We start from the raw sequence: 21,524 nt of genomic DNA on the forward strand, positions 1-21,524 counted from the left end.
CCGTCTTTTTTCGTATCAATGTACTCGTTAGCTAGTACATGAATAAGGGAGAAGGAGGAGGGGGGTAAGGGGGGAGGTGGATGTGGGATTGGAATAGGCCTTTTCCAACAGACCACTCCATAGGTTAGGTAGATCTCGATCTAGGGGTTAGCCCTCCCAAATGCACCGTACTAGCAAGATGATACGCAACACAGGCATAGACCAGAAGAAAGGTTTTCTCTGGAATAGTTAATTGGCGAGAGGTTACGCAATGCTGAACATTACACCGAACTTCGCACAGGAACGCGCTCTGAACATGCTGCGCAGTGACTGGAAGTCATTCGGCTCTTTCATGGTCTATGCACCGACAGGCAGCGGTAAAACCGGTTTGGCGGCATTTATCGCAGATGGGTTTGTTAGTCGTGGTATGCGTGTGCTCTTCATTGCCCCATACACAATTTTAATTAACCAGACTGCGCAGCGTTTTATCGAGTATGGACTCCCTGAGGACGAGATTAGTTTCATCTGGCAGAAACATCCGAGCTATGACCCAACGTTAAAAATTCAGATTGCCAGTGCCGCCACGCTGATCCGCCGTCAGTTCCCGGACAATATTGACTTACTGATCGTTGACGAGGCTCACCTCCGGCAGAAACAAATTCTGATTGAGATTGAGCGCCTGACACGCGAAACACAGGTGAAAGTTATTGGTTTATCCGGTACGCCTTTTTCGCCATTCCTGGGTAATTACTACCAGCAACTGGTTAAGCCGACCACCATCGGGGAGTTAATCCAGCGCGGCGACCTGAGCGGTTACGAGTTCTATGCGCCGAGCAAGCCAGACCTGAAAGGCGTGAAAACAACCAATACCATTGATTGCGGGCGAGACTACAACGAAAACCAATTGGCAGAAATCATGTGTGGTGCTGACCTCGTAGGCGACATCGTTGATAACTGGCTACAGAACGGGCGGGATCTGCCTACTGTGGCATTTTGCGTAAATGTAGATCACGCCAATTACGTCACTATTCAGTTTAATAAGGTTGGGATTAACGCCGAGGTGATGGTAGCTGAAACACCTCATGAAGAGCGTCAACTCATCATTCATCGCTTCGAAATGGGCGCTACGAAAATCATCGTCAGTGTGGGTGTGCTGGTGGCTGGCTTTGACAGTGATGTCCGCTGCGTTATCTATGCCCGACCCACAAAAAGCGAAATCCGCTGGCTACAGAGCTTAGGCCGTGGGCTTCGAACCGCGCAAGGGAAAGAGTCGTGTCTGATTTTCGATCACAGCGGCACAGTGCATCGTTTGGGCTTCCCTGACTCTATCGAATACAACGAACTGCCATCCAAAAACGACGGAATGAAAGATAGCGCCAGTCGTGAGGCAGAGGAACGCACTGAAAAACTCCCTAAAGAATGCACTGAGTGTCATTTCATGAAACCCGCAGGGGTATACGTCTGCCCTAAATGTGGATTTAAGCCACTGGCAGGACAGGACGTGGATACCGACACCCAGCGCGGACTGAAAAAATTGGGCAAGGGAAAGCATGTATTCACCCAATCCGACAAGCAAGCCTGGTGGAGTCAGATCAAGTTCTATCAACGTCAGCGCTCATCGATGGGTAAGCCCGTAAGCGATGGGTGGTGCTCACATACCTTCCACGACAAATTCAGCGAATGGCCTAATGGCTTAAGTGATTTCCCGATGGAGATAACACCGGAAGTCAGCAGCTACATAAAACATAAACGCATTTCCTTTGCTAAGGGCAGGGAGAAATTAAAGTCACCGGATCAGCAATGCAATACCGGAAATATTGACGCAACCGCAGCAATTATTGATGCCAGAAATCACCTTGAAGAAATACGGAAAAGTTTAAGGAAACCAGCATGAAGACAGCAGAAGCAGCAAAGGGCCGATGGGCTGAGATTTTTGAATACTTCGGTTTACCGCCAATCACTGGCAAAAATCACTTCAAGGGGGAATGTCCGGTATGCGGTGCTCGCGGCAAGTTCCGTATTGATGATCGTGAAGGTGCTGGAACGTGGATTTGTACCTGTGATAGCGGCGATGGCATGAAGCTGCTTAACCTGACGCAAGGTAAATCATTTTCAGCACTGTGCGCCGAGGTAGATCAGCTTATTGGCAATAACTACCGACACATCAGTATTCCTGTCACCAGTTCAGCAGCGAAACAGCGGCAGCGCGTTATCAGTAAGTTTTCAAAGCTGGTGGATTTGCGCGGCACCACAGCCGCAGATTATCTGCGCCAGCGAGGTATTAATCGGCTTCCTGTTGAAGCGGTCCGGTTTTGCGATAAACAGCGACATGCAGGGCGGGTATATCAGGCGCTTTATTCTCTGGCGACAGATGATAAGGGGGAACTCTGTTACCTGCATCAGACCCTGCTTGATGGGGATAAAAAAGCGAATATCGGTGATAGCGCTAAACGGCTTAAATCACTACAGGAACAGAACTATCTCGATCATGCTCGCTCAGTGGCGATCCGCATGTTTCCGGTTGCCTCCACACTGGGAGTTGCTGAAGGAATTGAAACATCACTGTCCTGCTATCAGGTGTACGGGATAAATACCTGGTCAGTAATCAACGCCGGATTCATGGAGAAATTCAGGGTGCCGGCAGGTGTCAAACACCTCATTATTTTTGCTGATATGGATAAACATTCAGCCACTGGACAGGCAGCAGCGTTTAATTGTGCCACCGCCAATCTCAGAGCAAAAAACGATTTGATATCTGTCAGCGTACGCTGGCCGGAAAATGACGCGAATGGCAATTGTGATTTCAATGATCTAATAACTGACGGCGCTGTTGTTTATGAGCAAAAGTACCTAGGGAGGGGAAAATGATTACACAGCCAGAATTAAAACACTTCCTTCACTATGAACCTGAAACAGGGCTATTTACTTGGCTGAAGAAAAACAGCAACAGGGTCAAGGTTGGCGATGTCGCTGGCTCAGTAAGTGATAACGGATATATCCATATTCGGTTAAATCGTCACCTTCACAAAGCACACAGGCTTGCATGGCTATATGTGCACGGCAAATGGCCCCGAAATGTTATCGACCATATCAATACCATCAGAGCGGATAACAGGATATGCAATCTGAGGGACGTAACCAGAACAATAAATTCCAGCAACCTCAGCGAAATATCTTCATCAGCGTCGGGTTATACAGGGGTTACATGGTGTAAAGGCACAGAAAAATGGAGAGTGAAAATACAATTTAATGGGAAGCATTATCATATTGGCAGATACAAAAATATCGATGAGGCCGTTGAGGCATATAAAAAAGCCAAAGATATAGCGATTAAGCAAAAGATAGATTTTGTCATGAACGGGGATCAGGTTCGTGAGCAGGTCTACACAAAGAGGGCAGCATAGTGAAATTAGAATCAGCAATGAAACAGTTCAGCGCCAAGAGCCAGATGATTACGGATTCTCCCCGCGCTACCTCTTCCGACTCGCTCAAGGGACCGGATCTAGCCGCTGCAATGGGAATGGTTGAGGCTCGGGCCAGTTTCGGAATGGCTGCATATCTTGGCAAGGTTGGCATTAGCAAAGAGGACCGGATCAGAACCGTCGAACAGCTTACCCAGTTTGCAATGAAGAATGCCCCGAAACACGTCGGCAAAGCATCGGGCCGCCGAATGGCTCAATGTATGGTTATCCTGGCTAAATTTGCCTACGAGGAATACAGCAGTTCAGCAGCGGCCACTACCACATGCAAATGTTGCGGTGGGCGTCGATTTATCACTGTCACTCGGGATGTTGTCACTTACCCTGGTTACATAGGTGCAGATGGCGAAGAAAAGATATCCCCGACCATCAAAACTGAACAAGTGCGGGAGTTGTGCCAATCCTGTAACGGTAAGGGTGCTATTTCTATTCGCTGCCGCTGTAATGGTACCGGTAAAGTGCGTGACCTTGAGAAATCCAAGCGTCTTGGCGCACCAGTCGAGAAAGAGTGTGAACGCTGCTCAGGAATTGGATACAAACGGACACCATCAACAACAGCTTACAGAGCGATTACAGCGTTGCTTCCAGAACTCACCCAATCATCCTGGTCGCGCAATTGGAAGCCGTTCTATGCGTCGCTGGTGGCTAAATGCGACATTGAAGAGAGTTATGCAGAGGATGAGTTTCAGCGAATTACACGATAGGCGCATGATTGGTGCTAATGGCGACATGTTTTAAACATATCGCTTGCAATTTGCATAAACTTGGCGTAATTTCTTTAAATAGTGGGGTACTTGTATATAAGCCTCACTTTGAATAATTAAGGCCTCGCATATCGCGGGGCTTTTTTACATGTGTGATTATCCCGTATGTAGAATTAGCGAGTCAGTAATACTGCCGCACTAAATTTTAAGCTTCGGTTAATTGCCGGGGCTTTTTGCATTCTACATTCGCATGGGTACTGGATTGGTTAATCCAATCGTTGTGAAACAGTATCCAGCCGAATGTGGTGAAGCGGTTAAATCCAAAATTCGCCAAGGCGGGCATCACATACCAACTTTTAAGGCTGCGCTATTGCGTGGCCTTTTTCATTTCAGCCATCCGGTCGCGCCGGTATGCGCACAACTGGATAGCAATATGGAAAACCAAAATAACCCACAGGGAAAACTTGAGAGTGCCGCGTGGTTAATTCGATGGGTAGATAGTTGGAAGAAACTGGCGATTTTGATTGTGCTGACATTGTTTAGCATTGCGAGTTATTTGGCCTATGACTACCGGCGAGAGATTACCTATTGGGCACTAGCGCATTACGGCACCCCACGCATCGATCAGACAAAAATCGATGATGAGGTTCGTAGCATGATGAGCGATACCGGTGGGGTAACAGTTTCCGTCTGGAGCTTGAACCTACAGCGTAACCAGCGCATCGCTTTATACGTTCGCATTAGAGAACAACGATTATCGAATCTTGAAGGGGTGGGAGATTTAATTTTCCGGCCTCACTCAAAACTATCAATGGCAGTTATCGACCTCCTGGATAAAAAGACGGTGTGCTACGACCTTGTGCAGTCTACGGCGATTGGCCGGGCGGCATCGGCGGCGGGTGCCACATACGTTTGCTCTGCTGCTGTCCCCCCGCAACACGGTTCAATGATAGGGCTTATTGCTGTTGGCTTCACTGAGAAGCCAGAGAATGAAGATTACGTTCGTCAGCGAATACTGCTGGCATCTGAGAGGATCATTAAATGACGACTAATTTTAGATTTAGCCAGCGCAGTGAGAATAACCTCAAGGGCGTTAACGCTAACCTGGTGAAAGTGGTTCGCCGGGCTATTGAGATTACCACTGTTGATTTTACGGTGATTGAAGGGGTGCGCACGGTAGAGCGGCAAAAGGAGCTGGTGGCCACTGGCAAGAGCCAGACCATGAACAGCCGACATATCTCCGGCAATGCGGTTGACCTGCTGCCAGTGGGTGCCGACTGGAATGATTATAAATGCTGGTTGCCGATATTGGATGCCATGTACCGCGCCGGTAAAGAGTTAGGCGTTAAGCTGCGTTTCGGTATCAGTTGGACAGATAACCCGAATGACAAGCCAGCGAAGTTCTTGGATGCCCCTCACATTGAGATACCCGCATGAAAGAAACCCTATTGAGATTGATAGCCGTCGCACTGACGATTTCAGTTTTAGTCGGTGGCGGGTATTGGTGGGGCAGTGATAGTAAAGATTCGGAATGGTCACTCAAATGGGCTGAGCGTGATAAGTCAGACAGAGACGCAGAAATAGCCGCCAGAAAGAGTGCCACCGAAAAAGAGGCCCAACTTCAGGCAGCCCAGTTAGTTGGATTAAAGGCATATCAACAAGGGGTAGTAGATGCTGAGAAAAAAGCAAAAGGCACTATTGCTGCTTACCGTGCTGGCAATATCAAGCTGCAAAAGCGTTTCGAGTGTCTCGCCACTTCAGTTGGGGATATGCCCGTTACTCCCGCCAGTGGACAGCTCACTGATGCAGCCAGAGACTGCGGATTTTCAGACGCAGATGTCGGGTTTCTTATTTCAATCGCTGAGCGAGCCGATAAGTTAGTCGAGAAGGTCACCGCGCTGCAAAAGGTTGTCACTGACGACCGCCGAATAATCAATGGTAGTAAATTCGAGTAGGTGGCATTGATGCACAAATTTCTAGCAGTGCACACAGCTTAACAGTATCTAAACGGCGTTGATGATTTATAAATAAAGTCTTGATAAGGTCACTATTTAACTGTATAAAAAAACAGGTCACCCACTAATAATTAATAATAATTCATTAATAATTAGTGGGTTAATTAAATCATAAGGATTGAAATATGAACGTTCGTTTAGCCGTATTACTTATTGCCGTTGCATCATCATTTTCTGCTGTAGCCGCTTCAGAGAGTGACATTCAGGATGCAAAAGTTATCACTGTCACTACTGATGTCGTGTCGGGTCACCTTAATATTGCTAATGGTCGTAACTGCTTGTCTGAGAATGCACAGGGAAAGCCAGCACTATTAGCCTGTGAGAGCGCAGAGAAAGTCAGCCCTGAAAAAAGCAGCTTCCATTACATCGTGTTGAAAAGTGGACAGTGCTTGTCAGATGAAGGTGGCAAAACACCGGTCATGGCCGTCTGTGATTTTCAGGATAAGAAGCAACAGTGGACAGCTCTTCAAGGTATTGGTACGGATGTCCGTAATATGGCATCAAATAAGTGCCTGACGACCGCAGGGCTGGACAAGCCGGTGACGATGGCTACATGTGCTGGCCTGCCAGCTCAGAATTGGACATTACCTCAGTAAAGTAGCATTACAGGTGGCATTCATTGAGTGCCATCGATAATGCACAACCTAAGCCACTGGCCTTATAAGCTGGTGGTTTTTTATTTCCCGCGCCGGTTATCGCTGCCTGCCTGTACTAGCACTGACGTAGCTCCTTGTCCATTGAGCGTACAGGCGGAATCAATAATAACCAACCCCCTCCGTGATAGTCAGGGCATTGGCGGCAACATCAGCCGTGGTGGAAGAAGCGATGTGACAGCCGGAGATACGGCCTGTATTGCAGTAGCCATTCAATGAGTGGTTGCGACAATACACATAAGCAATGCTACCACCTGTTGCCCACCGATCACCCTGAGCATTAACAGGTTGGTGGCATTTTACTTAGTTAAAAAATAGAAACATCGTTACGCTATAGCGCTAATAAATTTTGTTGGTTAATTTGTTATATATGAGTTTATCGACTGAGAAAGGCCCGCCACCTTGGGTAATTAAAAGGATAAGGAACAAAATATAAGAACTTTCAGGCAAATACAGTAGCCAACTATACCAAGTTATAAGATTTATACCTGTAGGTATCTGGGACAAACCGACAGTAATCAATGCCACCATACTGATTACTAATAATAATAAGCCAGATAGCCGAGAAAGAAGGCCTAGAGCAAGAAAAAGACCAACGATTAATTCAGTTGATGCAACAAATGTAGCCATTATTTCAGGGTAAGGTAATCCAGCATGAATCATTGTCTCTATCATTAACTGTCTATTTTCTAAGACTGTGATTTTGTTGAAACCAGAAGAAAAGAAGAATAGACCAAGAGTGATTCTTATTAGCGCGGTGGGATACAAAAGCAATGACTTTGAAGAATGACAGAGGCATTTTAATAAAGTAGACAAACTCATAAAAACTCCGTGTATAGGTAAAGATAAGCTGGGCTTTTGGTTACATACAATTTTAATATATCAATTGTTTAGTAAACCAATTGATAACAAAACGTTGGTGATTTGATTGATATAATGCACAACCTAAGCCACTGGCCTTATAAGTCGGTGGTTTTTCTATTTAGGGATAGACCATGGCAACTCTTAAGGATTTATCTAATCAGCTCCAGCAGATTAAAAAACAGCTCCCTTTTGCTGCTGCTCAGGCACTAACAAGTGTTGCTCGCCAGATTGCAGCCGCTCAGAAGGTGGGTATGCAGCGCAATCTGGATAATCCGACACCTTTCACCGTTAATTCTGTCGGCTCGTTTGGTGCCCGCAAAGACCGATTACAGGCCAAAGTGTTTGTGCGGGATATTGCTGCGAGCTATCTCGAACCGTTCGAGTTCGGCGGACAGCACAAGCTTAATGGTCAGGCGCTACTTAACCCTAAGAACATTAAGTTGAATAAGTTCGGCAACTTAGCCCGTAACAAAACGCAGCAGCTTAAAGCTAAAGAAAATGTGTTTGTAGGTGAGGTGAATGGCGTTAGTGGTTTCTTCCAGCGTAAGAAAGGGAAGAAAAGCAAAAAGGTTAAGAAGCGTCAGAAGCGCTCTCCTAACGGGGTGCATCGCGCCAGAGAGAAACAAAGAGCACCTAAGCTGCTGATTCAGTTTGGTGACGCATTGGCAGTTAAACCAACGCTTGGATACTTCGACCGGGCGAATGCGATGGCACAGGCTTTGATGCCTGGCGCGTTAAGCCTGGCAATCGAGCAGGCGTTGAATACGGCTAAATAGATGAGGTATCACAGTGAATAACGGCACAATTAAGAATGCACAAATAACATGTGAAACAGGTGGCACGGTGCTTCAGGCTACATGCTTAAACGTTGCTCAGGAAACGCTACAGCAGTTATTGGCCAGTGAGTTAACAGGAAAGCGACCCTATCCCATTCTGTATAAGCAAGGCGATATAGAACAGCGCGCCATTGAATTAGCTGAAGCTGTTGGGAGTGCTTTTACGGCGCTTGATTGCTTACCGGGCCAATTGTCTGATTTACAGTCTCGGGCAATTCGAACTGAAGAATTATCATTGAAGCTGCTTCTGACGGTTACTGCATTGTCTGATCGCATTACTCGTACCTCATTAGGCAGTGATTTTGCTGACACCAGACCCGTCCCGTCAGATCAAATTGGCCGGACTCATACCGCCGTAAGAAGAGCCGAGGAATATCTCAATAGCGCGATGTCTTGGCTCAGTGAGATAGATAAGGCCATTGATGAACCTTTCATAATTAAGGGGGGGTGTAGTGGTCTAATCATTCCGGACACTTTGTTAGAGATATAATGAGCAACACTAACGAGGTGAGAATGCGAAAAAAATCATTTACTCATGAGTTTAAACAAGAGTGCATCAATCTGGTTCTTCAACATAAGTACCCGGTGACTCAGGCCGCTGAAACAATGAATATTGGCCTTTCAACCTTACAACGCTGGCTAAGGCAGTATCGCGGAGAGATCCGCGGAAATACACCGATAGCCAGTGCTATAACACCGGAACAACGGCGAATACAAGAACTTGAAAAGCAGGTACGGCAGTTGCAGAGCGACAATGACCTGTTAAAAAAGGCTTCGGCCTTCTTCGCCATGGAAATGAACAACGACAAAAAGTCGCGGTGAAACTGAAGAAGGTCGGTGCAAATATCCAACAGGTATGCCGCTGCTTATCGCTCACGCGCAGCGTATTTTATGCCCGTAGTCGTCGGCTAATGATCAAGCCCGATGTTCTGATGTTGCACGCGGCGGCTAAGCATGTTCACGCTGAAATGGATGCCACATATGGCAGCCGGCGCATGTGCATCGAGTTACGGGAACAAGGTTTTAACGTGGGCAGATACCGCGTTCGGCAGATAATGAAAAACTTATTACTGGTAGCTAAACGGCCCGGGCGTCATCGCTATCCACGCGGTGGAAAACCCGCTGTCGTGGCCGCTAATCTGTTGAACCGGCAGTTTAATCCAGAGACATTGAATACCTGGTGGTCAGGTGATATTACCTATCTGCGTACCGCTCAGGGCTGGTTATATCTGGCTATCGTGATGGACTTATGTTCAAGAAAAATAGTGAGTTGGGCCTTCTCAGATAAACCGGACAGCGACTTGACTGTCCGGGCCTTAAGGCTGGCGGTCAATAAACGACGACCCACAGGGTCTGTGGTGTTCCATAGCGATCAAGGGTCGCAATATACCAGCGCGCAGTTCCAATGCTGCCAGCAGGAGCTGGATGTTACAGGTAGCATGAGCCGAAAAGGTAACTGCCTGGATAATGCTGTTACGGAAAGGTTTTTCCGCAGCCTGAAAGCTGAGAGGGTTAACTATCGTCGTTATGAAACCCGAAGTCAGGGTATCGCTGATGTTATCGATTATATTGACAGTTTTTATAATCTGAAAAGGCGGCATTATCGGCTGGGAAATATATCGCCGGATGAATATGAACGCCGACTACAGCAATGTGCCTAAATCCGTGTCCGGTTTTAGTTGACCGTTACACACACCTTCAAAAAGCTACGGAGGTGAACTATGCGCGAACCGCTGCCTAATGACCGCTACAAAGACAATCACGGCTTACTTGTCACTGTACGGTCCGTGGCGTTTAACCGGGTCACCTTTAGCCGTGATGGATATCCGGCACCTTGCATCATGCCTCTGGCGCGTTTCGTTGCTGAATTCACTTTTACCGGGAGAGCGTAGCTATGAAAACCAACGAGTCCGTACCTCTGGATGTTGCTACTCATAAAGCTGGTCAATTAAACGCTCTCTTGCTGCTGATGTTCGAATCCAATGTTGATTTAGATATTACTGACGAAAAAGAGTTAATCGGGTTAGCACTGGATCTCGCCGGGCCTGTGGCGGTTCATTTGCTCGAACGGGAGGCTGTACAAAAATGACATTCGTTAATGACGTTCGCAGCAAAGCCAAAGGCCACTGGGAAGCTATTTTCCAACGTCTGGATATTCCAACCAATCGTAGCGAGGGTGAGTGTCCAAGCTGTGGCGGTAAAACCCGTTATCGATTTGATGATCGGGAGGGTCGAGGAACCTACCATTGCTCACACTGTGGCGCGGGTACCGGGCTGGATTTAGTGATGAAGGTTAACCAGTGTGACGCCCGTTCAGCGGCGGAAATGGTCGCGGGTGTGATGGTGCTACCCTTACCAGAACCGAAGCCAGCCAGAGAGAAGCCTCAATCCAATATCGCAATCGCTGACAAGGTGGCAGCGCTGGTGGCTAAAACGGTATCGGGTAAATCTCAATACCTTCTCAATAAGGGCCTTCCAAGCCCCTCCAATGCCTTGCTCAGTGACGGCTCTCTGTTGCTGGTACTGCAAACGATGGACGGCACTACAACCGGCGCACAGGTGATCAAGGCTGACGGTTCAAAACGGTTATTAGCGGGTACCACAAAAAAAGGTTCTTTTATTCCGGTAAGGCTCCAATCGCCAACAGAGGATAAGCAGCCTGTAACGGTGTTGATCGCCGAGGGTTATGCAACCGGCGTTACCGTTTCGTTACTGGATGATGGGGTAGTGCTGGCCGCACTGGACGAAGGCAACCTGATCCACGTCGCCAAGGTCTGCCGGGCAAAGTGGCCACAAGCAAAAATCATCATAGCAGCAGATAACGACTGGCACGAACCGGGAGAATGTGACGAAAAAGGCAAACCTAAGCAGAATGTTGGCGCCATCTCCGCTGAAAAAGCCGCTATTTCCGTTTCTGGCTGGGTTGCGTTGCCGCCCATCAACCATAAAGCCGACTGGGACGACTACCGCCAACAGAACGGCACAGAAGCCGCTACATGCGCTTTTACCGAATCACTGTATCAACCAAAGGGGGCGGGTATGTCCGTTCAACTCACGGCGATCGAAGGCGGTAAAAAAGACCATCAAGGTGCTGATCCGCTTAAACCTCACGTTGTAAGTCGCAAAGACGGCGTTTTCTGGATAACACCCAAGGTTGATAAGGACAGCGGTGAAATCATCAATAACGAATCATGGCTATGTTCGCCAATGGATGTTGTCGGGATCGGGCGTGACGACAAAGACCAATTTCTAATTTTGCGCTGGCTCGCTCCAGGGGCGAAATGCGAAACCACACAGGCTATCCCGCTGGCAGATATCGGAGAGCGTGAAGGCTGGCGGATGCTTAAAGCGGGTGGTATGAATATCACGACCAGAACGGCACTGAGAGCTACGCTAGCAGACTGGATACAACGTACCGGCTCGTGTGAGTTGTGGCGCGTTGCGCACGCTACAGGCTGGCAATGTGGGGCATACATCATGCCTGACGGGGAAATCATCGGGATGCCAGACATGCCAGTACTGTTTGATGGGCGAAGTTCAGCAGCGACGGGCTATGTCAATAAAGGCACGGCTGAGAGCTGGCGCGGCAGCGTGGCAAGATTAGCCGGTGGTAACTATTCAATGATGACCGGGATCGGCGCAGCACTGGCGGCACCACTTATTGGGCTGGTTGGTGCTGACGGGTTCGGCCTTCACTTTTACGAACAGTCTAGTGCAGGCAAGACTACCACTGCGAATGTGGCTAGCAGTCTGTACGGAAATCCCGATTTATTGCGCCTGACATGGTATGGCACCGCGCTAGGTCTGGCTAATGAAGCCGCTGCACACAATGACGCACTGATGCCACTGGATGAGATTGGGCAAGGGGCTGATCCCGTAGAGGTCTATAAATCGGCCTATGCGTTGTTTAACGGCGTCGGGAAACTGCAAGGCGCGAAAGAAGGCGGCAACCGTGACTTAAAGCGCTGGCGCACGATAGCGATCAGTACCGGCGAGATGGATATGGAAACCTTCATCGCCAGCGCCGGGCGGAAAGCCAAGGCCGGGCAATTAGTACGCCTGCTTAATATTCCGCTGAGCAAAGCCGTGAGGTTCCACGACTACCAGAACGGGAAGCAGCACGCTGACGCGCTAAAAGACGCCTATCAGCAGCATCACGGCGTAGCAGGCAGGGAGTGGGTGAAGTGGTTGGCAGGTCATCAGCAGCACGCCATTGAAGCAGTGAGAGAAGCAGAAAGCCGCTGGCGGTCGCTCATCCCCGCAGATTACGGCGAACAGGTTCACCGCGTGGCCGGTCGGTTTGCCATACTCGAGGCCGCATTAGTTTTAGGCTCAGTTATCACCGGTTGGGATGCGCAGGCGTGCCGGGATGCCGTTCAGCATAGCTATAACGCCTGGGTGCGTGAATTCGGTACGGGCAACAAAGAGCACTTGCAGATAATCGAGCAAACCGAGGCATTTTTGAATGCATATGGCCTGAGCCGCTACGCGCCGATAGGTTATGATCCGCGAGATTTACCGATTCGTGACCTCGCCGGATACAGAAAGAAAGGTGGACATGAAAGCGACCCAATTGTTTTCTACACTTTCCCGGCAACTTTTGAGCAGGAGATAGCAAAAGGATTTAACGCGAAGCAATTTGCAGAAGTCTTGAAGGCTGCCGGAATGCTTACGCCGCCCACAAGCGGCAGAGGTTACCAAGGGCGTGTCCGAGAAGATGGCAGGCAGATACGCGTTTATGTGCTCAACTTCATGACGGAGGAAGGCAGCCAGCCAGAAGAATAATATTTTTCTCACATGCGTAGTTTAGGTGTTGTCTTTGTTGTCTTTGTTGTCTTTGTTGTCTCAATTTGTAAGGTTAATTGTTTTATAAGGATTATTTTTTAGAAAACGAGACAACGCTGAGACAACAATTGGCTGTTTTGAGACAACACCACTACATGGCTATTTTTTATCTGGCTGGCCGTGAGACAACACAAAGGGTCTGTGAGACAACACAAACTCGTCAATGTTGTCTCAGTAAAACTCAGACGTGGCACGGCTTGCAGGGCAGTGAGACAACAAAGACAACAGAGACAACACCCTTTTGATTATATATACAAAAACTCATGGCTCAAGGAACATAACGTAATGAAAGAAGATACACAAAAGCTCATTGAAAATACGATTAAAGACATACTGTTGGGTAATGCCACTTTAACGTTTCTCTTTGCCATTCCACTGGCTTATATCGTTAAAAGCGGTCTGGCGACTGGATTGTGGGGGCTTACACTGCTTGTCGCTCCCTCTATGCTCGCTGTGATTGTTTTTGTTATTAGCCGCATCCAATCTCATGCAACTATTTTCTTTAAATCCATATGGGCCAAGTGGAGTTATGTCATTTACGCGCTGGTATCGGCAGAGTTGCTGTTGGTCTATTCGATTGTTCAAATAGTAAAAATGCTGCACAGAGTTCAGTAAAATGTTTCTCTGGCTGGCAATCTACCCGACCTTGAAAACGGCCAAAGTCGGGTAGATTTTAAAATTAATTATCATGTTAATTAAAAGGTTACGCGAATTTACCCGACTACCCGACTTACCCGACCCACTTTTGTTTATATATACAAAAAAACTACCCACTCAAATCCATAATCAACTGTTAAATTACTGAAACCCTCGCCACACAAGGATTCCCACATAGATTAGGTTATTTACTAACCTAGGCTATTGCTATCTTCCCTACCATATTTATTGATTAAAATTTTTAACTGATTTACTTTTTGTTACGAAAACATTCGAAAACACCGCAACCTCAAACAATGGTAGAAAACGAAATGACCGCCAGAACTAAAAAATACACTGTAAGGTTTTATAAGGCACGTTACGGCGCTGATGGTAAAGCAGGTAATTTATTCGATTTGTTCACAACATTATCCAAAAAAAGAAAACCGTTAAATGTTATGCAAGCTGGCGATACGGCTTATCAGATGAGAGGGATAACCAAGTCAGTTGATGGCAAGTCATTTTCTGCGTATTTGGTAAGATTTCGCATAGATAAGCCAGCAGTCGGCAGCAAACTAACTCTTGCTGAAGAATATCTTGAACTTGCAAAAGGGAAGGAGTTTATTGAAAAAAATCACTTCATTATTTTTAAAGAACAAAGTGATGTAGAAATTTTAGGCTATCAGTGTTCAAGAGAGGGCGGTGTCATCTCAGCTTTAGCGCATTACCTCACATTTATAATAGATCTAAAAGAAACTATAACCTTTGACGATATTTTGACCAAAGAGTCTTTGGATGCCGTATTTAAAAAGGGTTTAATTAGGAATGTAGAGTTCTCGGTCGCTAAACCTACTAATAAGGAATATAAACTTAAGCCAGAAGATACATGGACTCAAGAGTCCTTCGAAATGCTTAAAGAGGTTGGAGCCTCGACCTTTACAGCAAAAATAGGGGTGAAGTCTAGAAACGGCGGGTTATTAAAAAAAGCACAAACAAAAATTCGGCAACTAATGAAATCCGAATATACCAAAAGATTAAAGGTAAAAGTTTCAGGGATTGACGAACCAATAGATTTATTCGCTGAGCGTATACATGATAGAATAGAGGTGCCAGTTAGTGACGGTGGAGTCATAAATTCCATTGATATCTATAATGAAATTCGTAACGTTAAAGATCAAAAACAGCAACACCTCAATGCCAACTTTCAAGATAACTAACTTTCAGGAGGTTGCATGAAGTACTTTATTAAAATTTGTATTGTTCTTTCATGCATGCTAACTACAGTCACCTGGTATAAAGGGTGGTTCAGAGAGCTTGATGATAGTGCCATTCGTGCTGCTGCAAGTGTTGCAGCTCAAGTATCAGCCACATTATTAGGTTTTTTGATTGCAGGCCTCGCTATCCTTGCATCTGTCACTGGCAGTCAGTTACTTAAAAGCATGCAAGAAAGTGGGCATTATCGTGTGTTACTCAACAAAATATTTGTTGTGGCTGTTTGGTATGCACTGTCACTAATAATTGGTTGCTGGTCTGTGATATCCCCACCGCAATTTCTATATTGCAGTGCTTTTCTATGTTTAGGTATATTTTTATCATCTGTTCTCATGCTCGGTGATATAGGTTGGCGATTTTGGCTAGTTCTAAAAAATATTTAGATAATATTGTAAATCATTCGTCCTCATGCCTATTGGTGCTTATGACGTTTGACTTTATATATTTGGAAAATATGGCGTTCATACCTTTGCAGCCCTTACTCTATAACAGAACACATCTTTAGTTTTTAATTGCCGAACTCACCATTTTTGAACATTTCACTAAACTGATTTTGGCAAATAGGTGAATAGGGAATGATATGGCGCTAAATTATTTTCTTCGCGTTGGTGATAAAATAACGTGCGGTGTCAAGACCTTGACGAGTGATTCTACCATGTCTTGGTATGGGAATTCGGTCTCTTGTGGCAAACATTCTGGTGTTTACGAAATTATAGATGGGGTCAAAGACGCCTGGAGCAAATAAAATGAGTCTCAACGAAACCAAAGATGCAAACAAGCAATGGTGAAAGGTTATATAACCGGTAGGGGGTCTTGAAGCCCCCTTTATCTGTATTGGCCGCTACCCAATCAAGGACACTATCAGCAACAGTGGCTTTTTGCGTCTTTGCTTCAATTATTCACCCGTCAGCTTTTTCATCCTACGCTTAATGCCATCAACAGTGCTGGTGGTCCAAATACCTCCCCGCGCTGGCCTGATCCCCAATTCGTTTAATCTATTGATAATGGCTTTATTGCTGGACTGAATGCCAAGCCTCTCTGTTTCATTGACCATCTGGCAAATAATATCTTTTGCGGTCAATACCGTTGCGCTGGTGGCCTTAACTGTTTCAGGTTCAACCTGTGAGGCAGGTATAGCAGCGGAGCCACTGAGCAACCCTTCCATTTGACTGATAAGAGCCTCCATACGGGACTCTGGCGAACGTGAGGTATCTGGCTTGCCTAACTTATCCAGAACAGCTCCCAGTAGCCACGCAGATTTATCCTTTCCTGAATGCTTCACTGCCTCATCAATCTCACCGGCCATTTCAGCCGGCACTCTGAAAGAAAACAGCTTGCTTTGTTTTTTATCCATCATGTGTAAACACCGTAAGTAGGTTGTGTGCCAATTCACTCACGTTGCCGTGTGTAAACGCGTATACAGAAAATAGTGTATACGTGTATGCAAAAGTGAGAAAGCCCTATTTTGACTAGTGTAAACGTGTATACAGCATATTTTTATGAATCATTTTATATTCCTATTATTGCAACAGTTACTTGAATCATTTCATTTATTGCAATATATTTAGCTGTATAAATACTCAGTTGAGGTTAAAAATGAATCGTAAAAGTAACACGCAAGCCGTGCTCTTGACCCGCGATCAGGTTGAGGCCTTACGCCATTTGCAAGAACGTGAGCGCGGACGCTCAGAGTTTGGTATCACGCCCTCCATCCATGAGGTTGCCCGTGGGCTGGTCGATAGTGCCCTTAAAACCTTAAGGAAGGGGTAAGACATGAATCAGATTTATCAACCCGGACAAGTCATTAACATGGGCGCAGGTGCGGCCCCAAAAGACCGCTTCGGGCGTTCCTACATGCGTGTGCAGGTCGCAGGCCGTCCGCAGGAATGGCAAGCCGCCCCAATGACTACCTCAGATGCACGGGATATCAAAGCCAAGGCATTGACGGAGGCTTATATTCAGGTTGTCGCATTGCAAGCCGCTGTCAGCACCCAGTTAGCGACTCCTGAAGAAACAGCCGCATTGGTGTTGTGGCAAACCTACCTGGTACTGATGAATCGTGTCGATCCCGAAAGCCCCCTTGATATTGTTTGGCCGGAAAAGCCAGAAGGTGGCCTGTAATGATAAATCCTAACATCGCTCACCTTCTTGGCATCTCACGAAAAACCACAGCAACAAAACAACCTACGACAAAAAAGGCAGGCTCATTGATGAAAAGTTTCAGTCATTTATGGGGCAGTCGCGCTGATGCCTCAGCGGATATTGTTGATACTGGTAAGCAGCAATCCAAGGCGGTTTCCATAGCAAAACCCAGCCAGCACAGCCGGTCACACAATGTGGCTATTTCTGACGAGGCGAAAGCCAGCCCGATACTGGCAATCCGATTACTCAAAGATACTGACATGAGTTCATCGAAGATTAAAAAGCGGCTGGCAGAAGAACCCGAAGCATTATCCGTATTCACTCAGAACTTCATGGAACAAGGTGATCCGACGTGGGAGTTTCAGGACGATGAAGAAAAGGCCATGACTGCGCTGACTTACTCCACCCAGAACGGTGATAGCAATGGTTATTTTGCTGCAAAACATCGTGCAATAAAGGCACTGGCCAAGATGGTAGAGCCGATGACCGAAGATGAAACCCAAGCCATGATTGAGCGTAATACGCAGCTCATGAACGCGGCTGACCCTAATACCCCTGACAACGTCGAGGCACGTAAACAGGCTGAGGAAGAATTTAATCAGGAGATGGCCCATGCCACAGCCCGCCGTAATGACCGGCTACGGGCTACGGGTGTCATGCTGCGTGGTGATGCAAAACGCGTCAGTGGTGAAATCGTTGCGCCACACGGTGAGGCTGCCAGCATTAAGGCGAGTCTTGATGCCGGAATGAGTCCAACAGCGTTAACTCGCCCCTAAGTCGAGTCGGGAGCCATTAGCATGAGTTACCAGCACTTAGCCCCACAAGCAGCAGCCCCTACCGGAAATCGTCTCAGTGGTAGCTTGTTACGACTACAGCGGCTATCACAGTCTGCACAGGCTCAAGATGAGCAGGAAAGCGCAAGTGTAGTGGTTACCCGTCATACCAACGCCCATTGGATAGCCTCCAGTCGTGAGGCTCAAAACAATCCGATACTGGCACTTAGTCTGATTAAGCGCCGGATACCGCATGAAGATGCTATCGGTACGTTGCAAGTTAGTGCACGACACCTGAGTAATTTCACCAAGCGCAAGATGATTGCGGTCTGTGCTGGCTGGGAATGCCTAGATACTGAGGACCGGAATATGGAGGCATTCACCTACAGCATGACCCACAGTGACGATAACGGCTATCACGCTGGTTTCTTTGCTGCTCAGCGGGTTCTTGAGAAACATGTGGAGCCGTGGACTGAGGAAGATATCAGGTCATTGTCTGAACGGTATGGAGTGGCAACACAGAGTGAGCAGGGAATAGCAGGTTGATGGCGAGTGGATGGGCCTCAGAAAAAAATGGGTCCCTCCTAGCAACATTTATTACACGGGACATTGCGCGCCGTGTGGTTTCCCTAGCTATAAATTTTTGAATTTGATTGACACTTTACACTTGACACTTTCTTGTTATCGACTTGTTGCATGCCTCTGACGGCTTGGTCTGGCGGGAAATTAGCGCGATTTTTGATTGACAGTTTGATTGACACTTTTCGGGTTGAAAGTGTCAAGTTGACAGAAAAAGTGTCAAGCGGTTGACACTTTACACTTTGATTGACACTTTGCCGCTGATGGGTTGACAGTTGGCACTACCTTGACGGTTGGCAGCGGGAGCAGCGAAATGAATTTAATGTCAGTAAGCCAGTATGCAAAACACGCCGGTATGAGCCGTCAGGCACTCTACTCATGGGAAAGTAAATCAGGTTTCCCCGCGCGAATCGGCAGTAAAATTGATGCCATTGCCTGTGACGCCTACCTGTCGCGATATCGTGATAGCCATGACCCGCGAGCACAGAACGCCAAGAGTAAACCAGTGGCAGCCAAGGGTAAGGTTAAGACGGGTAATAGGCTGGTAGAAATGAGTGTGGCTGAAATTAGGCAACATCTGGACGGTTGTATTGGTCAGGCTGTTGAGATGGACGATGACGAACGCGCCACCTTAGCCGCTAAAGCGGTGGGCCTCTATCTGAGCGAAGGCCCTGACAACCCGCCTGTGACGTTTGGTGGTTACCGCCTATCTATCGTCGAAACGCCAGAATGGGAAACTGGGCAAATTATCGCGGGTGGGGCCTTTGGACTGTCTGCGACTGATGTGGTGTATGAGTGCTTGGATTACACACTGACACTGATGAGCGACGAAACAGAGGAAACAGCGATGCGCGATGTTATTCCTTCGTTGCTCTATGTCCTCGGAAGTGATGAATAAATTACGTACCTAGTGGGCCATAGACCCACAATCTCCAACCGTTGCCAGCCTTGTGCTGGCTTTTTTACTGGAGTGGCGGTACGCAATTCACTAATCCAGCTTAACCGCCCATCTCGACCACTGAGGGTATCAGTATGTTAAAGCACGAACTGATCGAGAATATGCTGATCGCGGTAGCACAACGGCAAGGAATGGAACTGGACAACAAGGATTTGCTGGATATACGCACCAAGGTAGCGGCAACACTGGCAGCGGAAGAACGTCACCGGCAGCGCATGAACTCACCGGCTTATCAATGGAAGAAGCCAGCGTCGCGCAGATAGCCACCAAAGACAGCATCACTTCCCGCCATCCAAACAATGGTTCATGTGGTTTCAATCGATATCAGATTTTTCGCCCTTCCAAGTGGCAGTTGTAAGTAGTTCCACCATGTTCGCCAATAAGCCAATCTACGGCTTGACCTGAAAGTCGATTAATTGACACATTTGACACTACCCCCCACGTTTTCTTATCCCTTGATCCTTCTATCGTGTACTCAATTTTTTTGTCCGTGATGGTCGGGTGTGCTACTCGGAACCAAGTATCACGTCGGCCTTGCGGCTCCCCGTCGATATTAACAATAACAGACTCTACAAACCAAGTTGTGGTCTGCCCGTTGCTAACACACGCGTTACGCGAATCAACTCGCATATCAAAACATAGTTTATTTTGTGACAAGTAAGGGGCGGGCCATATACCAGTAGCAGTTTGATCATTTTTATTTTGCGGTTCACACACGATAAGCGATGGTTCTGATGCTATCGCTGGTAGGCTCATGAGCAGAGTAAACACAAGACACTTATAATTCATATGGTTAGTTATCCGTATCAGTAATTAAACTATCGTATGGTTAAAACATAGGTAAATAAAGTAGGTAAGTTGTTGGTGCTACATCTCTTGTTTCACCTGATAGCAAAATAAAATGCTGCCTTAAAAAAGTCAAAAGTAACAATCGGTCAATGAGCGTTAATTCTCTGTTAGCTATCTAAAATCTGTGTCAAGTGGGTGGTTAAATCTCATATATGCTGTGATATTGCTATACCACTTGATATACGAACCCAACACCAATCATTTAATTTCATGTAATAACAGATGGTTACCTCACCATTTGACATTCCAAATTGACATGATCAACCGTCGTTTGGAATGGATGGCGGCTAGCGCACTGACTAAAGCAAAAATCATGGTCGTGGGTGAAGGGTTTGAAACGGCTGAGATTGACTTTGGCCGCTCAAGTTCTTTGACGATTACGCTGAGTGGGTCAGATAAATGGCCTTTATCTGTTCCCGCAGGCACGACAAATACCCAGCCATCAGATGATATTGAAGACTGGCAAACATTGATGTTGAAAGAGTCTGGGGCGGTGGCCACTGACTTGGTATTTACGACCTCTTCATGGAAAGCGTTCCGTCTCGATACCACCATTAAGGACAATGCTATTTCATTCCCAGCATTGAGTCCGTTTGGTAATCAGGTCGATGCCGGTCCGCGAATCAATAAAGGCGCAGTCTATAAAGGTCGCTGGGGCAACTTTGATTTGTGGTTGTATAACGACTGGTTCGTTGACCCAGTTGATGGCATTGAAAAGCCGATGATCCCCGATGGTGCCGTATTGATGTCAGGTGCTGATCTAATGGGTACTCGCGCCTTTGGTGTCATTCTTGACCCAGCGTTTAATTATGGGCCTTTGGCGTTCGCGCCTAAATCATGGGTTATGCCTAACCCCGCCCAGCGTTATTTGATGATGCAATCTTCCCCGTTGGTGATCCCAAGCCGGGTTAATGCCTCACTCTGTGCGACGGTGGTGTGA

26 protein-coding genes and 1 pseudogene are annotated in these 21,524 nt (G+C 47.0%); 25 read left to right on the forward strand and 2 right to left on the reverse strand.

The genetic code is table 11. The annotated features are described in order from the left end of the window. The first annotated feature begins 250 nt into the window (after positions 1-250). The 8 genes from V1955_RS06400 to V1955_RS06435 all read left to right on the forward strand — a co-directional run bounded on the left by V1955_RS06400 (position 251) and on the right by V1955_RS06435 (position 6,773). A complete protein-coding gene (locus V1955_RS06400) occupies positions 251-1,873 on the forward strand; it encodes a DEAD/DEAH box helicase (protein ID WP_442820663.1) in 1,623 nt (540 codons plus the stop codon). Then, entirely contained in the window at positions 1,870-2,847 is a 978-nt protein-coding gene (locus tag V1955_RS06405; RefSeq protein ID WP_442820664.1) for a DUF7146 domain-containing protein, read from the forward strand. Before V1955_RS06400 ends, V1955_RS06405 begins: the two co-directional genes overlap by 4 nt. Further along, positions 2,844-3,383 carry an HNH endonuclease signature motif containing protein gene (locus V1955_RS06410; RefSeq protein WP_408550126.1) on the forward strand — a complete coding sequence of 180 codons (540 nt, stop codon included), beginning with the start codon at positions 2,844-2,846 and terminating at the stop codon, positions 3,381-3,383. The genes V1955_RS06405 and V1955_RS06410 overlap by 4 nt, the downstream gene beginning before the upstream one ends. Further along, the gene (locus V1955_RS06415; protein WP_442820665.1) at positions 3,383-4,162 is read left to right on the forward strand and encodes an antitermination protein Q; all 780 of its coding nucleotides are present in this window, start codon (positions 3,383-3,385) and stop codon (positions 4,160-4,162) included. Before V1955_RS06410 ends, V1955_RS06415 begins: the two co-directional genes overlap by 1 nt. Before the next feature lie 280 nt (positions 4,163-4,442). Beyond that, positions 4,443-5,207: a hypothetical protein gene (locus V1955_RS06420; RefSeq protein WP_442820666.1), complete on the forward strand. Its 765-nt coding sequence runs from the start codon at positions 4,443-4,445 to the stop codon at positions 5,205-5,207. Then, positions 5,204-5,599 (forward strand): M15 family metallopeptidase, encoded by a 396-nt coding sequence (locus V1955_RS06425; protein ID WP_442820667.1) that lies wholly within the window; start codon positions 5,204-5,206, stop codon positions 5,597-5,599. The genes V1955_RS06420 and V1955_RS06425 overlap by 4 nt, the downstream gene beginning before the upstream one ends. Next, positions 5,596-6,117, forward strand: coding sequence for a DUF2514 family protein (locus V1955_RS06430; protein ID WP_442820668.1), 522 nt, complete (start codon positions 5,596-5,598; stop codon positions 6,115-6,117). Before V1955_RS06425 ends, V1955_RS06430 begins: the two co-directional genes overlap by 4 nt. Before the next feature lie 185 nt (positions 6,118-6,302). Then, positions 6,303-6,773 (forward strand): ricin-type beta-trefoil lectin domain protein, encoded by a 471-nt coding sequence (locus tag V1955_RS06435; RefSeq protein ID WP_442820669.1) that lies wholly within the window; start codon positions 6,303-6,305, stop codon positions 6,771-6,773. A 396-nt stretch (positions 6,774-7,169) separates the two neighbouring features. Here the strand turns inward: V1955_RS06435 and V1955_RS06440 are convergent, their stop codons facing one another. After that, positions 7,170-7,652, reverse strand: a complete 483-nt coding sequence (locus V1955_RS06440) for a DoxX family protein (RefSeq protein WP_420072079.1) — start codon at positions 7,650-7,652, stop codon at positions 7,170-7,172. A 173-nt stretch (positions 7,653-7,825) separates the two neighbouring features. Between V1955_RS06440 and V1955_RS06445 the strand changes: the two genes are divergently transcribed. From V1955_RS06445 to V1955_RS06490, 10 genes are all read left to right on the forward strand, one after another. Continuing rightward, positions 7,826-8,470: a hypothetical protein gene (locus tag V1955_RS06445; protein WP_442820670.1), complete on the forward strand. Its 645-nt coding sequence runs from the start codon at positions 7,826-7,828 to the stop codon at positions 8,468-8,470. 13 nt (positions 8,471-8,483) lie between these two features. Continuing rightward, the gene (locus tag V1955_RS06450; protein WP_442820671.1) at positions 8,484-9,020 is read left to right on the forward strand and encodes a hypothetical protein; all 537 of its coding nucleotides are present in this window, start codon (positions 8,484-8,486) and stop codon (positions 9,018-9,020) included. A gap of 23 nt (positions 9,021-9,043) precedes the next feature. Beyond that, on the forward strand, positions 9,044-9,352 hold the full coding sequence (locus V1955_RS06455; RefSeq protein WP_050136220.1) for a transposase: 309 nt from the start codon (positions 9,044-9,046) through the stop codon (positions 9,350-9,352). Further along, complete coding sequence (locus V1955_RS06460; RefSeq protein ID WP_342222724.1) at positions 9,349-10,191, forward strand: IS3 family transposase; 843 nt, start codon at positions 9,349-9,351, stop codon at positions 10,189-10,191. The genes V1955_RS06455 and V1955_RS06460 overlap by 4 nt, the downstream gene beginning before the upstream one ends. Before the next feature lie 60 nt (positions 10,192-10,251). Continuing rightward, complete coding sequence (locus V1955_RS06465; protein ID WP_442820672.1) at positions 10,252-10,422, forward strand: DUF4222 domain-containing protein; 171 nt, start codon at positions 10,252-10,254, stop codon at positions 10,420-10,422. 2 nt (positions 10,423-10,424) lie between these two features. Further along, on the forward strand, positions 10,425-10,619 hold the full coding sequence (locus tag V1955_RS06470) for a hypothetical protein (protein WP_120011528.1): 195 nt from the start codon (positions 10,425-10,427) through the stop codon (positions 10,617-10,619). Next, entirely contained in the window at positions 10,616-13,315 is a 2,700-nt protein-coding gene (locus tag V1955_RS06475; RefSeq protein WP_442820673.1) for a DUF927 domain-containing protein, read from the forward strand. The genes V1955_RS06470 and V1955_RS06475 overlap by 4 nt, the downstream gene beginning before the upstream one ends. Positions 13,316-13,660: 345 nt before the next feature. Beyond that, positions 13,661-13,990 carry a hypothetical protein gene (locus V1955_RS06480; protein WP_427259499.1) on the forward strand — a complete coding sequence of 110 codons (330 nt, stop codon included), beginning with the start codon at positions 13,661-13,663 and terminating at the stop codon, positions 13,988-13,990. Positions 13,991-14,343: 353 nt separating this feature from the next. Further along, positions 14,344-15,228, forward strand: coding sequence for a DUF6731 family protein (locus V1955_RS06485; RefSeq protein WP_442820674.1), 885 nt, complete (start codon positions 14,344-14,346; stop codon positions 15,226-15,228). 15 nt (positions 15,229-15,243) lie between these two features. Continuing rightward, the gene (locus tag V1955_RS06490) at positions 15,244-15,666 is read left to right on the forward strand and encodes a hypothetical protein (protein WP_427259501.1); all 423 of its coding nucleotides are present in this window, start codon (positions 15,244-15,246) and stop codon (positions 15,664-15,666) included. Positions 15,667-16,178: 512 nt separating this feature from the next. On the opposite strand, the gene V1955_RS06495 is transcribed toward V1955_RS06490, so the two are convergent. Further along, the gene (locus V1955_RS06495) at positions 16,179-16,640 is read right to left on the reverse strand and encodes a hypothetical protein (RefSeq protein WP_442820675.1); all 462 of its coding nucleotides are present in this window, start codon (positions 16,638-16,640) and stop codon (positions 16,179-16,181) included. A gap of 239 nt (positions 16,641-16,879) precedes the next feature. Between V1955_RS06495 and V1955_RS06500 the strand changes: the two genes are divergently transcribed. The 7 genes and pseudogenes from V1955_RS06500 to V1955_RS06530 all read left to right on the forward strand — a co-directional run. Further along, positions 16,880-17,053 (forward strand): hypothetical protein, encoded by a 174-nt coding sequence (locus tag V1955_RS06500; RefSeq protein WP_049615254.1) that lies wholly within the window; start codon positions 16,880-16,882, stop codon positions 17,051-17,053. Between the two features lie 3 nt (positions 17,054-17,056). Further along, a complete protein-coding gene (locus V1955_RS06505; RefSeq protein WP_442820676.1) occupies positions 17,057-17,404 on the forward strand; it encodes a tail fiber assembly protein in 348 nt (115 codons plus the stop codon). A gap of 89 nt (positions 17,405-17,493) precedes the next feature. Then, positions 17,494-18,201, forward strand: a complete 708-nt coding sequence (locus tag V1955_RS06510) for a hypothetical protein (protein WP_442820677.1) — start codon at positions 17,494-17,496, stop codon at positions 18,199-18,201. Between the two features lie 21 nt (positions 18,202-18,222). After that, the gene (locus tag V1955_RS06515) at positions 18,223-18,744 is read left to right on the forward strand and encodes a hypothetical protein (protein ID WP_442820678.1); all 522 of its coding nucleotides are present in this window, start codon (positions 18,223-18,225) and stop codon (positions 18,742-18,744) included. Positions 18,745-19,090: 346 nt separating this feature from the next. Then, a complete protein-coding gene (locus tag V1955_RS06520; RefSeq protein ID WP_427191611.1) occupies positions 19,091-19,675 on the forward strand; it encodes a hypothetical protein in 585 nt (194 codons plus the stop codon). A 134-nt stretch (positions 19,676-19,809) separates the two neighbouring features. Next, on the forward strand, positions 19,810-19,998 hold the full coding sequence (locus V1955_RS06525; RefSeq protein WP_427191612.1) for a hypothetical protein: 189 nt from the start codon (positions 19,810-19,812) through the stop codon (positions 19,996-19,998). A gap of 812 nt (positions 19,999-20,810) precedes the next feature. Continuing rightward, a pseudogene (locus V1955_RS06530) lies at positions 20,811-21,524 on the forward strand (major capsid protein); the annotation flags it as partial.

The organism is Yersinia sp. 2545 StPb PI (assembly GCF_052217125.1).
Lineage (GTDB): Bacteria > Pseudomonadota > Gammaproteobacteria > Enterobacterales > Enterobacteriaceae > Yersinia > Yersinia enterocolitica_E.

Coding starts and splice junctions, on each gene's coding strand:
- V1955_RS06400 (WP_442820663.1), top strand. CDS start 251: ATGCTGAACATTACACCGAACTTCGCACAGGAACGCGCTCTGAACATG.
- V1955_RS06405 (WP_442820664.1), top strand. CDS start 1,870: ATGAAGACAGCAGAAGCAGCAAAGGGCCGATGGGCTGAGATTTTTGAA.
- V1955_RS06410 (WP_408550126.1), top strand. CDS start 2,844: ATGATTACACAGCCAGAATTAAAACACTTCCTTCACTATGAACCTGAA.
- V1955_RS06425 (WP_442820667.1), top strand. CDS start 5,204: ATGACGACTAATTTTAGATTTAGCCAGCGCAGTGAGAATAACCTCAAG.
- V1955_RS06430 (WP_442820668.1), top strand. CDS start 5,596: ATGAAAGAAACCCTATTGAGATTGATAGCCGTCGCACTGACGATTTCA.
- V1955_RS06435 (WP_442820669.1), top strand. CDS start 6,303: ATGAACGTTCGTTTAGCCGTATTACTTATTGCCGTTGCATCATCATTT.
- V1955_RS06440 (WP_420072079.1), bottom strand. CDS start 7,652: ATGAGTTTGTCTACTTTATTAAAATGCCTCTGTCATTCTTCAAAGTCA.
- V1955_RS06445 (WP_442820670.1), top strand. CDS start 7,826: ATGGCAACTCTTAAGGATTTATCTAATCAGCTCCAGCAGATTAAAAAA.
- V1955_RS06455 (WP_050136220.1), top strand. CDS start 9,044: ATGCGAAAAAAATCATTTACTCATGAGTTTAAACAAGAGTGCATCAAT.
- V1955_RS06465 (WP_442820672.1), top strand. CDS start 10,252: ATGCGCGAACCGCTGCCTAATGACCGCTACAAAGACAATCACGGCTTA.
- V1955_RS06470 (WP_120011528.1), top strand. CDS start 10,425: ATGAAAACCAACGAGTCCGTACCTCTGGATGTTGCTACTCATAAAGCT.
- V1955_RS06475 (WP_442820673.1), top strand. CDS start 10,616: ATGACATTCGTTAATGACGTTCGCAGCAAAGCCAAAGGCCACTGGGAA.
- V1955_RS06480 (WP_427259499.1), top strand. CDS start 13,661: ATGAAAGAAGATACACAAAAGCTCATTGAAAATACGATTAAAGACATA.
- V1955_RS06485 (WP_442820674.1), top strand. CDS start 14,344: ATGACCGCCAGAACTAAAAAATACACTGTAAGGTTTTATAAGGCACGT.
- V1955_RS06490 (WP_427259501.1), top strand. CDS start 15,244: ATGAAGTACTTTATTAAAATTTGTATTGTTCTTTCATGCATGCTAACT.
- V1955_RS06495 (WP_442820675.1), bottom strand. CDS start 16,640: ATGATGGATAAAAAACAAAGCAAGCTGTTTTCTTTCAGAGTGCCGGCT.
- V1955_RS06500 (WP_049615254.1), top strand. CDS start 16,880: ATGAATCGTAAAAGTAACACGCAAGCCGTGCTCTTGACCCGCGATCAG.
- V1955_RS06505 (WP_442820676.1), top strand. CDS start 17,057: ATGAATCAGATTTATCAACCCGGACAAGTCATTAACATGGGCGCAGGT.
- V1955_RS06510 (WP_442820677.1), top strand. CDS start 17,494: ATGAAAAGTTTCAGTCATTTATGGGGCAGTCGCGCTGATGCCTCAGCG.
- V1955_RS06515 (WP_442820678.1), top strand. CDS start 18,223: ATGAGTTACCAGCACTTAGCCCCACAAGCAGCAGCCCCTACCGGAAAT.
- V1955_RS06520 (WP_427191611.1), top strand. CDS start 19,091: ATGAATTTAATGTCAGTAAGCCAGTATGCAAAACACGCCGGTATGAGC.
- V1955_RS06525 (WP_427191612.1), top strand. CDS start 19,810: ATGTTAAAGCACGAACTGATCGAGAATATGCTGATCGCGGTAGCACAA.